General features: G+C 23.0%; 10 protein-coding genes and 1 pseudogene. 8 read left to right on the top strand and 3 right to left on the bottom strand.

The window, feature by feature from the left end; all coding sequences use genetic code 4:
• From AAHM95_RS07620 to AAHM95_RS07605, 4 genes are all read left to right on the top strand, one after another.
• The coding region (locus AAHM95_RS07620) for a hypothetical protein (RefSeq protein WP_342273751.1) at nt 1-644 on the top strand (644 nt) is incomplete at its 5' end.
• 3 nt (nt 645-647) lie between these two features.
• The gene (locus AAHM95_RS07615) at nt 648-2,930 is read left to right on the top strand and encodes a hypothetical protein (RefSeq protein WP_342273752.1); all 2,283 of its coding nucleotides are present in this window, start codon (nt 648-650) and stop codon (nt 2,928-2,930) included.
• Nucleotides 2,931-3,073: 143 nt separating this feature from the next.
• The gene (locus tag AAHM95_RS07610; protein ID WP_342273753.1) at nt 3,074-4,315 is read left to right on the top strand and encodes a hypothetical protein; all 1,242 of its coding nucleotides are present in this window, start codon (nt 3,074-3,076) and stop codon (nt 4,313-4,315) included.
• Nucleotides 4,266-6,284 (top strand): hypothetical protein, encoded by a 2,019-nt coding sequence (locus tag AAHM95_RS07605; RefSeq protein WP_342274555.1) that lies wholly within the window; start codon nt 4,266-4,268, stop codon nt 6,282-6,284. Before AAHM95_RS07610 ends, AAHM95_RS07605 begins: the two co-directional genes overlap by 50 nt.
• Here AAHM95_RS07605 and AAHM95_RS07600 read toward each other — a convergent pair.
• Both AAHM95_RS07600 and AAHM95_RS07595 read right to left on the bottom strand, forming a co-directional pair.
• Nucleotides 6,281-6,586 carry a hypothetical protein gene (locus AAHM95_RS07600; RefSeq protein WP_342273755.1) on the bottom strand — a complete coding sequence of 102 codons (306 nt, stop codon included), beginning with the start codon at nt 6,584-6,586 and terminating at the stop codon, nt 6,281-6,283. The genes AAHM95_RS07605 and AAHM95_RS07600 overlap by 4 nt on opposite strands.
• A 150-nt stretch (nt 6,587-6,736) precedes the next feature.
• Nucleotides 6,737-8,443: a hypothetical protein gene (locus AAHM95_RS07595; protein WP_342273756.1), complete on the bottom strand. Its 1,707-nt coding sequence runs from the start codon at nt 8,441-8,443 to the stop codon at nt 6,737-6,739.
• A 63-nt stretch (nt 8,444-8,506) separates the two neighbouring features.
• Between AAHM95_RS07595 and AAHM95_RS07590 the strand changes: the two genes are divergently transcribed.
• The 3 genes from AAHM95_RS07590 to AAHM95_RS07580 all read left to right on the top strand — a co-directional run bounded on the left by AAHM95_RS07590 (nt 8,507) and on the right by AAHM95_RS07580 (nt 11,214).
• Nucleotides 8,507-9,667: an Mbov_0401 family ICE element transposase-like protein gene (locus AAHM95_RS07590; protein WP_342273757.1), complete on the top strand. Its 1,161-nt coding sequence runs from the start codon at nt 8,507-8,509 to the stop codon at nt 9,665-9,667.
• A gap of 343 nt (nt 9,668-10,010) precedes the next feature.
• A complete protein-coding gene (locus AAHM95_RS07585) occupies nt 10,011-10,367 on the top strand; it encodes a hypothetical protein (protein WP_342274554.1) in 357 nt (118 codons plus the stop codon).
• Nucleotides 10,360-11,214: an ABC transporter permease subunit gene (locus AAHM95_RS07580; RefSeq protein ID WP_342274553.1), complete on the top strand. Its 855-nt coding sequence runs from the start codon at nt 10,360-10,362 to the stop codon at nt 11,212-11,214. The genes AAHM95_RS07585 and AAHM95_RS07580 overlap by 8 nt, the downstream gene beginning before the upstream one ends.
• Nucleotides 11,215-11,327: 113 nt before the next feature.
• Here the strand turns inward: AAHM95_RS07580 and AAHM95_RS07575 are convergent, their stop codons facing one another.
• Nucleotides 11,328-12,197: a BspA family leucine-rich repeat surface protein gene (locus AAHM95_RS07575; RefSeq protein WP_342274552.1), complete on the bottom strand. Its 870-nt coding sequence runs from the start codon at nt 12,195-12,197 to the stop codon at nt 11,328-11,330.
• Between the two features lie 154 nt (nt 12,198-12,351).
• Between AAHM95_RS07575 and AAHM95_RS07570 the strand changes: the two are divergent.
• Nucleotides 12,352-13,469 (top strand): annotated as a pseudogene (locus tag AAHM95_RS07570) (IS3 family transposase).
• The last annotated feature ends 149 nt before the right edge of the window (nt 13,470-13,618 follow it).

The following is a 13,618-nucleotide window of genomic DNA, read 5'->3' as shown; positions in this document are numbered from 1 at the left end:
AAATTAATAAATTAAAAGAAAAAGCAACTGATTTATTTACTAGTGCAGAAAAAAGAGCAATTAAACACGCACAATTAATTCCATTAAATTCACCAGTATTTATGGGTTGTAAAATTCAACCTTTGTCATTAGATAAATGTGCAATTACTATTTATCATCGTAATCCTAAATATAAACCAATTACAGTTGTTGATAGTATTCTTAAAGCAAAAACTTTTGTTACTCAAATACATCCATTTCATTGATATCGTTGATATAGTGGTTGATACATTGGTTATGGTGTTAATCGTAATAAATGATTAAAAGCAATAGCATTTGCTCCACCAGTTGTTCAACAAGTAATTAGAGATAGTTTTAAAGTATATAGAGAAATATTTAGAACTATTAGAACTTATCATAAAGTAGTAAATGTTATTAATAATCCTATTGAAAATATTAACAAATCATTTAAAAATGTTGGTTTAAAATTTTCAGTAAACACTTTATTTGGTACTGGATTATTACATCATTTAGAAAAATTTGCATATAGTCAAGTTGTAGAAAAGGGTAAGAAAAAGTTGCAAAAAGAAATTATCCATATTTCACATAGAAAAACTAAAACAAAAACTAAGCATTATAAAAAAGCATTTTTTAAGGAATGATAAATTATGATTAATAAACTTTGAACTGATGTCAGTCTTGAAAATTATAATAACTGATATCCATTAACTGGAAAAATTACAGAAACCCCACAGCAATATATACAAACATGATCTAATGTTAATGATTGATTTAAAACTTTTGCTATTCGTGCTCAAAATGATATTAATGCTTATCTTGATTTTATTTTATCTAAATTTCCTTTCGATAGTTTTAAAGATGAATTAATTAAAGAAACATTAAGAGATATGGTTTATGTTATGGTTGAACATTGAGTATTTAATCGTACACCAATTGAATTTAATGTTGATGCTACTATTCAATTTAATAATGGTACTCAATTTAGTGCAAATAGTACTCCTACAATTAATGTTTGAGATTTAGCACCTAGTAGAATGAAAATATGAGCAAGATTAACAGAATTAAAACAAATATTTTCAAGTTATAATGATGATGAAATAGATGTTGAAAAAATTGACTTAAAAGCATTTTATACTAGAAATCAAGTTGATGAATTAATTGAACAACAAAAAGAATTTACATTATCAAAACAAATTAAATTATATGATGATTTAGTTGATGATAATGAAAATGAAATATATAGAGGTCCTGTTAGTAAATTTATTAATAAAGGTTATGTTGCAACAGATTATGATAAAGAAACTGAAACAATGATTTTAGATTGACCAGATGAAATTGGAACATTACCACCAGAAGCATTACAAAATAATCCGCAAATTGGTGATTTTACTCATGCACCAACTTGTGATTTTTCTGCTAAACAACAAAAACGAATTACTACTAATGAAAATGAAATTACCAAATTAAATACTGAATTAATTAAAGCAAATGAAAATATTAATGATGTTAAAAATAATTGATTTAATATTGAAACTAGTCCTTTATGAAAGAAAGTTAAAAATGAAAATATTAAAACAGATATATGATATATTATTGATTGAACATATTATTTTATCGATAGTAAACAACTTATTATAAGTAATAATAAATTAACTAAATCTAATATAAGAATTACTAATAGTCAAATAGAACAAAAGCAAATAATAATTGAAAATATTGATGTTAATATTGATAAAGTAACATTATTATATGATGTTGATTTAATAAAGTTTATTGCTACTAATAACACAAAAAAGTATAAACCAATAATTCATAATATATATCAATATCAAGGAATAGGTACACCAACTGAATTTATAGCAGAAGAAAATACTGAACGTGATTATTATACAAAACTAGAAACTAATAATTTATTAGATAAAAAACAAAATAAATTAATTGCTGGTACTAATATAACTATTGATGAAAATAATAAAATTAGTGCTATTGGTGGTTCTACTGATTTAACTGATTATTATAAAAAAGAAGAAATAGATAAAAAATTAGAAGATACAAAAGCATTATTTCCAATTGCTTTTTCTATGAATGCTATTGGTCAAGAAATTCCTAATTTAGAAACTACTAATAAAACAGTTGTTGGTGCTATTAATGAAAATAAAAGTAATATTGATAAAAAACAAGATAAAGAAAATTGAAAAATAATAGGTAAAAGTCTTGATAATCGTACATGAGAAGATTTTGCTCTTAGTTTTAATAAATATTATAGAGTATTTATAACATGAGATAAACCACCTTTTAATCAAACAAGTGTAAAACTAAAAATAGAGTTTAAGAGTTCTGCATATATAGGTGGAGATTATATGCTTGTTAAAGGTAAAATTGATAATGAAGATGCTTCATTAATTATTAAACTAGGAACTGTTGATGGTAATAAAAGTCAATTAATTATTATTGGTGGAAATAAACAATATGGGAATATATTTTCATTAGAAGAATTACAAGATACTATTAAAGTTGATATTAAATCAAAATTACAAATAAGGTCTGGTAGTTTAACTACAAATGAAATAGAAGAAAATATTTGAGATATTGAATTAAAAAATAATCCAACACCAAGTCCAAGTGGTTCAAATTGAAAAGAAGTAGGAACAAGAGAGAAAAATAAATGAGATAATTGACAAATTACTTATTATTTTCAAGAGAATAAACATTATAGAGTTTATTATTCTTGAAGTATATATAATCCAGTTTATACTATTCAAGAATTTATTATAACTGATAAAAAAATTGCTGGTGTACCAATACAAACCTTTAATGATAGTGCTAATATAGTAATTTTATCAGTTCAACATGCTAAATTTATTACTATTTATAGTGGAAAAGGTAATTTAAAAGGTAATGTATGAAAATTAGAAGAATTACAAGAATAATATTATGTTTTTTAAAATTATAAAAATTATTTTAGGTTTAATTGGAGTAATTCTGTCATCAGCAACAGCGGGTTTAATTATATTTATCATTGTAAAAATAATATTAAAAATTAATCAAATATTTTAGAAAGGTGGTGAATATTATGTTAAGTTTATTTAAAAGAAAAGATAAAACAAATACTAGTGATAATCAAAATGAAAAAGTAAAATTTTTAACTAATAAAAATAAAAGTACACATGCTTCTATTTTAAATTATTTTGGTTTTAATGATTTTAATCATGAAACTTATTTTACTGATTTTGTAGCAGAAAATAATGCTAATTTATATAATGCTCCATTAGATATTAATAATGAAACTATTAAACAATATTTAATTCAACAAGAATTTTATAGAAAAAATTGAAATTCTATTTTTAAGTTAAGTAAATTAGGAATTAGTGGTTATTTAATTTATATTGCTAATGATGACTTATATTTTCAAGTAGTGGATATACAACAAAGAGTTTATGATATTACTGGTAAATTAATTCAATGTACTATTTTTTATGATAGTTATCAACAAAATGCACAAACTGTAAGATTATTTGAAATTTATACACTAAATAATGAACAAGTAACTATTAATCGTGCAATTTATAGTATTAATGATAATAAAAAACAATTTCCATTATCTTTTAAAGAATATAGTAATAATCCTAATTTAGAACAAGAACAAACACTAAATATTAATTATATACCAATAGCAATTATGCGAAATAAAGCAAATGAATTAGCAGATTGTAATAAAGTAATGGATAAAATTAAAGCATTAGATGTCATTTATGAACAAATTGTTTTAGATACCATTTTAAATTCACCTAAATTTATATTTAGTCAAACTTATGGTAATGTTCAATCAGCATTAGAAGAAGCAGTAAGAACATTAGTTACTAAAAACTACATATTTAAAAGTGGTGGAGATAATAATGAACAAAACGAAAATATCAATATGACAAATAGTAATTTTAAAGGTAAAAATTTAACTGATATATATGATTGAAATGTTAATGAAATATTTAAACGTTGTGGTATTCATATACCAAGTCAAAAGAAATCTGCACAACAATCAGTACCCGAAAGTACAGCTGTAAATATTTCTACTATTAATTATATTGAACAAAAATTATGGCAATTTAATATTGATATTCTTAAATTTATTCAAATATTAGTACGTTTAGATAAAGATTTATTAAATAGTAAAACATTTAATATTAATGATGAACAAGAAATTAATAATTTAACTGTTAAATTAAAATTATTTAATCCCGAAAATAACCAATTAATAGGAGAGAACAATGGAAAACAACAACAAACCACAAACGAAGTTTCCACAGAAACAAACTAAACTTAATCAAGCAGAAGTAGAAAATGATTATTTAATTGATAATATTCCTTATGATTTTACAAATATGATGGGTGCTACTAGTGACCCAGATATTAATAGAGCATATGATGAATTTAAAAAAAGAACAATTTATATTTATGAAATTGAACGTTTATTTAAAAATAATGAAAATAATAGTTTAAAATTTTCAGCAAATACTATTAAAATAGGTTTTATTGATATTGATAAAGTATTAAAAACTACTGCTGTTGAAACATCTGATTTTACTATGCAATTAAATCAAAGAGCAAGTACTAATATTAATGATAATACAATTGAATATAGTATGACTGATATTAAAAATTTAATATTTCAAGAAATAAATTTATTAAATCAATTTAAGTTATATGCAGTTAATATAAATGAACCTTTAACTGAAAATAATATTGATAATTTATATATAATTAATAATTATTCACAACCTTATCAAAATCCAAAAACTAGAAGTACTAAAAGTATAACTATTATTAAAATTAAAGATTTTAAAACAAGAGATGGTTATCCAATCATTATTAAATTACAAAAACCATTAGATAAAGATACAAAAGTTACTGGTTTAAAAATTAAAGCCCCTAGAAGCATGATTTTTGGCAATATAAAGGTACTTGGTGAAGTTGACAATATGGAAGTATACCCAAAGTTATTTGTTAAAGATAAGATAGCATTTCCGCTATTATCAATGCCTATTGAAACTCAACCAAAAGTTAGAATATTACAACAATGATTTAGTGAACAAATATTACCTTGAAACTTAGCAAAACAATTTATAGGACAAGAAAAATCAGTTTTAGATTTAATTAAAATTAGTACTGGAACTGAAACAAGAAGAGAAGTTATTAAAAATGCAAGAGTGACACATGCTTGATTAGGATATGAAATGGGTACTGTTTGAGATGGTAAGTGACCATTAAAAAAACAAAAAGAATTAAAAGATAAAGAAGTTTGAAATTTTGCTGGTGAAAGTCAATTTTATAGTTATGTTGCTACAAATGATAAATTTGATGATATTGAAATTGAAATAAAAGACGCACCAACTAATGATAGTTTACAAAAAGTATTATTAGGCATGCTAAGTTATACATATAATTATAATAGGAATTTTGATGGTTTTAAACCAGATACTTTAAATTCAAAAATAGCAGAATTATGTGCTAAATTTGAAGGACAAAAACCAGAAGAAGTTATTACAAATTTATTTAAACAATGGGAATTAGATTATCCAAATTATGTAAAATTACAACAAATACAAATTTTAAAAAAAATAATAAATATGCTTTCTAAATATATTTATTCTACTAGTTCAATTAATAAGGGTTTGAATGATGATTATAAACTTTTATTACCTTATTATTTTGAATTAAAATCAAATCCAATTCATACAAATCCAACTGATGTTTGAGAATTTAAAGATGTAAAAGTAATATTAAAATCTGAATATTTTGATTTTACAGATATTAATAATATTAAATTAAAAAATAATGATATTAGTCAAAATGAATTATTTAAACTAGATGATAACCAATTTAACTGACTATCTATTACAAATGAATTAGAAAGTAATAATATTCCATCATTAATTCCTGCTGATTGAACACTAGGTAATGGTGAATATGGTAAGTATTTTACAAGAGCAATTATTGATAAAAATAAAATTGAAAATGCTTTAAATTTATATGGTTCAAATAAATCTCAATTATTTTCTAAATTAGAATTTTATAAAGAAATTGCACAAATTGATAATAATAGTGAATTTAAATTACAAATCGAAAATCCGATTAATAACTTAAATCGGATTGAACTTAGTGGTATATTTGGCTCTGGAAATTATGATTTAATTTTAATAACTGATAAACAAGAAATAAATTTAACTAATATTAATTTATTTGATAAATATAACGAAAATATTTCTTATATAAATTTAGAAATTTAGATTTTTTTATTGAAATATCCAACTGGATAAATTCCATCTCACTTTATATCAACATTAGGATAAGTTGGATTAATAGATAAATATAAAGTTATTTTATGAATATCATCTGTTTTTCTTTCTCATATTGTTGTACAAGACCCCCCCCAGTGAACATTACCATCATAATCTAAGTAATATTTTAAATCATTTACTTTATTATGTGCTATTGAACCAATTATTAAACCAGTTACTCCACTTACTGCACCAGTTAGTGCTAATGCTAATGTTATTTTACTTAAATTTGTTTTTATTCATGTTTTCATAATAAATTTCTCCTTTTTTCCTTGATTTTACTTATAAATTGTACTATTTTTGATTATTTTTACAAGTATGCTTTTAAATGGAAAATAATGCCTAAATAAAAGGCGTTTATTTTGTGATACCTATACTATTAATGATATTCAACTTGTTTATTATATAGCAAATGTGAAGATGCTTTTTTTGACACTAGCATTATTTTTACCCCTAATTACATTTTTATATGGATATAGTGAATAAAATAAAGCATCGTAAGGGTCTTGGTACATATTTTTATCAGGAATGTTAGTTTTTGTTTCATCATAACGTAATTCTTCTAAACATTGAGTAGTTTTTGGTAAATCATCTTGATTTGCATAAAAGTTTCCATAACTCATAATATTTCTCATTCAAACTACTCTATTAGTTAATCCTGCTTCTTGATTTAAATTTGAAGCATGTTTAATAGCAGTTTGTGTTATTAGAATAGTATTATGCTCATCTATTAATTTTTGATTTAATCAATCAATTGCTGTTCTTGCTTTATCATCATAAAAATAAATTGCTTGGTCAAAATTTTCAAAATTATCCATTAATCCTAAAATTTCATTTACATAAGCATTAATTTTTTCATTTTCATTAATAAAATCATTAGGTGTAACTACTAATTCACAAATAATATAAGCATCATAATATCCAGTATTATTATATTGTTTAAAACCAACTATCATAAATACAGTATGGTCTTTATGTCCAGTTGCTCAATCAACACCAACTGAATAAAAATCAAATTTATACATATCTTTTTCTTCATTATAAAATTGTTTTAAATCATATGGTTGTCAATATTTTACTGTTTTTTGAAATGGAAAAATTGTTGCATCACTATCTAAAAATTCAAAACCATAAAAAACAGTATTAAATTCATCGGGATTACTTTTTTTCATTTCTAATAATGTTCTTTTTTGAATGTCTGGTAATTTATTTCAAAATGGTTGAATAGTAAATCTTAATATAAATAAACCTAAACCACTAAAAATTTCTTTATTTTCATAATAAACTTTACCAACTTTTTTAAGATTTTCCATAATTTTATCATTTAATGGTAAAAATGGCGTGCAATACTTTAAATAAAATGGATGGTATTTATCGTATGGATTACATGTAAAAGTAATGAAAAAACTTTTATAAAAATAACGAGTAATCTTTTGTCCAAAGGTAGAACTATATATATTTTTATCAATAAATGTTCAACTTCACTCTTTAATAGGTTCATTTGATACTTTAATACGATTACTTCTAAACATAGAGTTTTGTAAACGTTCATATCGATATGTTAATTGCTTTTCAGTTAATGTTTCTTTTTCTTCTGCCATAATAATTTCATCTGTTCTTGAACCTAAAAAACTTGAACCACCTGCTTCTTTTCCAAAAATTTTATTACCATTAGCATAACCAATAAAGTCAATTTGTTGATTATTAGGAAAAATAATACAACCACCATCCTTAGTAATTTTTCATTTAATTCCATGTGGATTATTAGGTAGTAAATTAATATTATATGTATCTAATAAAACTTGACAAACATTCATTAAAGCACCAATTGTAGTTTCACTATGAGTATTTTCATATCTTCTTACTTCTTGAACACTACTATCACTAAAATTACAACATATAAATAAATCAAATGCTAAGCAATTTCAAGTTTTTCTTGTTCCACGTGCTGTTGGTATAAAACGATAAAAACAATTAGTAGTAAAATATTCGGCTCATTCATCACCAACAAATTTTTTAAAAATATCTCAACTAAAACCATAATTATTATCACTAAAATTAAGATTATATTTTTTATTTAATTGTGCATAACTAGTGATAAAAGCCATATTTACTCCTTATTAACATATATAAGTTAAAATTAAATTATTTAAAAGAAAGGAACATTAAAAATGTTAACACTACCATTCCCTAATCATTTTGATTGAGACAAACACTATTTTAATCAAGATGAATTAAATTTACAACAAACAGAAGAATTATTTAAAAAAATAGATGATTATTTATGAAATACATGTAATAAATCTTTATATAAATCATATAGATTTAGAAAAAGAAAATTAAAAACAAAAAAAGGTTTATTAAATTATAAACGACGTATTTGTACATATTATAACCCAAAAACACAAAAAAAGGAATTTGTTTCATTATTAGATATATATCTTGGTGTTAAAAAGTATAGTAAATTAGCACCAGATGTTATTAAACAAATTTTAAAATATTTTGCTGATGGTAAAAAGTATCGTGATGTTTGTGATACTTTTATTGAAGATTTAATAAGTAATAGTACAGTTTGTAGAAGATATCAAAAATTTGAATTACCAAAAGCAAATATTCCCAAAATACCATTACAACCAAATCAAAATTTATATGTAAATATTGATGATGGTCATCGAAAATTTAAGTTTAATGAAAAACACAATACTAAAAATTGTAAAAAATGTTCGATGAGATTAATAGTAATGTGTACTGGTAAAAAGAAAAATGGAAAATTAATTAATAAAAGAGCAGTTTGTAAAATAAGAGTTTCAAAAACAGAAATTGGTGCTGAAAAAACCGCAAAATTAATAGAAAAATATGGTAATTTATTTTTTGAAAACTTTGACCAAGCAAATTTAATAGTTTGTGGTGATAGTGCAAAATGAATTAGAAAAACTGCTACAATTTTAAATGCCAAATTTATTTTAGATAAATTTCATGCTTTTCATGTTTTATTTCTTGGTATCATGGCTGGAAGAAGAAAAAATCAAATTGCTAAATTACACTATCAAAATGCAATAAATTTATTTGCCAAAGGTGAATATTATGAATTAATTGATTTTTTACAATCATTAACTTTACAATATAAAAAATTAAAAGTTGGTTATTTTATTAATGCAAAAGATGGTGTATTAAACCAAGCATTAGTTGAAAATATTGGTTGCTTTACTGAAACTAATATTAAACAAATTTTAAAGCATATGATTGGTGATAGAACTTATAACATTGATATGTATACAAAAATGGTTAATTTTAAATGCTATCAAATAAATACTGCCATCCAGTTATTATAAATTAAAATAAAAATCCCTAATTAAGGGATTTGCCTAAGAGACCACGTACTTTACATACGCTTAGTAATCATAACGGTATACGGTTTATCTTAAAGGACTTTATTACATTATAACATATTAAAAACTTATTAAAGATGCTTTAATAAGAATTTTTGAGTTATAAAAGTAAGTATTATTGTTGACTAATATTTTTCAAGTGTTAAGATTAACATACAATTGCATATTGAAGTCAAAATTATTCTCGTCTAACTTTATAATTTTAAGACAAATTTGAATATTATTGACAACATCGGTACGCTCCCCTTTAATTAGAAATTCTAAAAATGAAGGTGCAACAATATTTATGAGTTCCCATATTTTTGGCGAAATTGAAAATATATGTGATAAAGTTGCTATTATTAAAAAAGGGAAAATAATTTCTGAAATATCAATTAAGGAAATACAAAATTCTGCTAAGAAAAATTATGAAATTAAATTTTCAACAGTGAAAGATTATAATGATTTCTTAAATAAAAAATGAGATATTATTGAAAAAAATAATATAACAAAAGTTATTAAAGTGAATGTTTTAAGTACTAATGTTGATAAGTTTTTAAAAGAATTATCACTTTATAAAGTTGATAATTTTAAAGAATTACCATTTAGTTTAGAAGAATATTTTATTAAATTTTATAAGGATGAGGTAAATTTTAATGATTAATTTTAGATTTGTTAAATCACAATTTAAAAATGTTAAAATTCCATTAATATTATTTTTTATAATTTTATGTATTTTAATAGTTCCCATTTTAACACAAGATTATCTTGCTCCAACTATGACATTCATTGACGAAGAACATGGAGTATTAGGTTTAGGTGGCATGACTTATCTTAATTTTGTTTTTTTTGGTATTCCGGGGTTAATATTAATTTTTTCTTTTAGTTTAATTTTAAATCATATTTTAGTTTCTAAAGAAATTGATAAAGGTTATTTAGCTTCATGATTAACAATGCCAATGTCTAGAAAAACTATTTTAAATTCAAAACTTTTTGTTTTGCTTTCTTCAATATTAATATTATATGGTTCGGCTTTTGTTTTTCAATTAATTATTTTTCCAATTAGATTTCAAGATTTTAAACTTCAAGAATTTGGATATCTTGTTTTATATAATTTGGGGTTAATATTATTGGCTTTACTTTGAGCATCAATTAATTGAACTTTTATTAGTTACTTTAATAAGTCAGTTATTTCTCTTTCAGTAGCAACAGGTATTTCAACGGTATTTATTTTATTTCAAACAATGACATTATTCTCTTTTATTCCTGAAGTTGAGTACCTTAAATATTTTAAATATATGACAATTGCTTCTTTATTAAATTCTCCATTTAAGTTTGGTGATATTCCAAATATAACACCTGCTCCCGGTGTTACAGAAGTAGCAAAAGCACCACTTTTTTCTATTAGAGCATTAGATTTTGCTTGACAATATCCAATAATGTTAATAGTACCTCTTGGTTTATTTCCATTAGGAAATTATTTTCTTATTAAAAAAGATTTATCTTTGTAAATTGATAATATTGTTTAATAAATGAGTTTAATAAAAATGTCTTTAAAAATTTAAAGACATTTTTATTTATTTAATGTCAATAAGATATTACTTTTTTATTAAAATTTTTGATTTTAGTTTTTAAACTTTGGTAATTTATTAGAATTATCAATTTGTGAACCAATAGCAAATTCTTCATGACTTGTTACTTTATTTACATTTCATTTTGAAAGATCTTGGTTAAATGATGAAGCACCATAAAACATTGAATTCATGTTTGTTACATTTTTTGTATTTCATTTTGAAATATTTTCGTTAAATGTAGTGGCATTATAAAACATAAAATCCATACTTGTTACATTAGAAGTATTTCAATTTAGAATTTTTTGGTTAAATGATGAAGCACCATAAAACATTGAACTCATATTTGTTACATTAGAAGTATTTCATGTTGAAAGGTCTTTATTAAATGCAGTGGCATTACAAAATATAGCATGCATATTTTTTACATTTAATGTATTTCATTTTGATAAATCATTATTGAATGCTGAAGCACCATTAAATATACTATTCATATTTGTTACATTAGAAGTATTTCATGTTGAAAGGTCTTGGTTAAATGAAGTTGCTTCAAAAAATATACTACTCATGTTTATTACTTTTGATGTATCTCAGTTTCCGATATTTTCGTTAAATGCTGAAGCACGTGTAAACATGTAACTGATATCAGTTACATTAAAAGTATTTCAAGATGAAATATTTTTGTTAAATACTGATGCACCATAAAACATATAAGCCATATCTGTCACGTGAGAAGTATTTCATGTTGAAATATCTTGATTAAATGATTTGGCTTCTATGAACATTTCTCTCAAGGATGTTATTTCTGGTGGTAATTGTTTTGGAACTTTTTCAATAGTTTCTGGCATTGTTACTACTTGTATTTGTTGATTATTTTTAAAAAATCCAATTTGAATAACTTCTTTACTATTTATATTTGACAAATCTCTTTCACTAGTTGTTATTTGTTTGCCATCTTTGTCAATATAAATTGTGTCTTGTTGAGTTTTATTTTGAATATATGGATGGGTTACACTTTATTGGACACTAATTACATAGACAAGTGAACAAATTAGTTAAAAGAAAGGAATTATAATTATGGTCACTATTAACTCATATTCAGATGAATTTAAAAAACAAATAGTAGCTTTATATCAAAGTGGCAAATCAGTATCTTGCCTTGTTAAAGAATACAATGTTACAAGAGCAGCTACTTACAATTGAATTAAGCAATTTACTAATTCAGGTAGTTTTAAAACTAAAGATAATCTTTCAGATTTAGAAAAACAATTAATTCAAGCAAATAAAGAATTAAAATAGTTACGAATGGAAATTGATATTTTAAAGCAAGCAGCACTAATAATAGGCAGAAAGTAGAGATTATTGCAAATAATAAATCTAAATATAAAATTCGCACAATGTGTTATTTTTTAAAACTCTCTAAATCAACATATTATTTTAATTTAAAGAAAAAAAATAAAATTCAAAATAATATTTATGAACAAGCTGTTATTAGTGCTTTTAAAGAAAATAAAGAAGTTTATGGTACTAGAAGATTAAAAGTCATACTAGCAAACCAAGAAATTTATTTATCACGCAGAAAAATTAAAGAAATTATGAATAAGCATAATTTAATATCAAAATACACTAAATTATCATTCAAAAATTATCATAATAAAGTCAATGATAGTCAAATAACCAATCTTGTTAATAGAAACTTTAATAATAGAATTAAAAATGAAGTTATTGTTAGTGATTTAACTTATGTTCAAGTTAATGGTAAATGAAACTATATTTGCCTATTAATCGACCTATTTAACCGCGAAATTATTGGACATAGTGTTGGAGTTAAAAAAGATGCATCATTAGTATATCAAGCATTTATGCAATCAAATCACTGTTTAAAAGATATTGAAATATTTCATACTGATCGCGGTAATGAATTCAATAATAAAACTATTGATAAACTTTTATTAGCTTTCAACATAACTCGATCTTTAAGCAAAAAAGGATGTCCTTATGACAATGCTGTTGCTGAAGCAACTTTTAAAACTTTCAAAATTGAATTTATTAATGATAAAAATTTTACATCATTAATCCAATTAAAATTAGAATTATTTGATTACATCAATTGATATAACAACATAAGAATTCACAGTACTCTAAACTACCTAACTCCAATTAGTTATCAAAAACAAATGTCTACCAAAAAATAGTCCTAAAAAGGGTTGCCATTCCAAAAGTTCCATCATGATAAATAGATGGTTCATTCATACGTACATGTTTTAATTTTGCAAATTCTTGACTTTTTAATGCTTCTCGTTGTTTTCTTTCTTCTTGACAATATGGTCTATTTTTTATTACT

This window comes from Spiroplasma endosymbiont of Phycita roborella (assembly GCF_964031195.1).
Taxonomy (GTDB): Bacteria; Bacillota_I; Bacilli_A; order Mycoplasmatales; family VBWQ01; genus Spiroplasma_E; species Spiroplasma_E ixodetis_A.
This window is presented reverse-complemented; position numbering and strand designations above follow the sequence as displayed.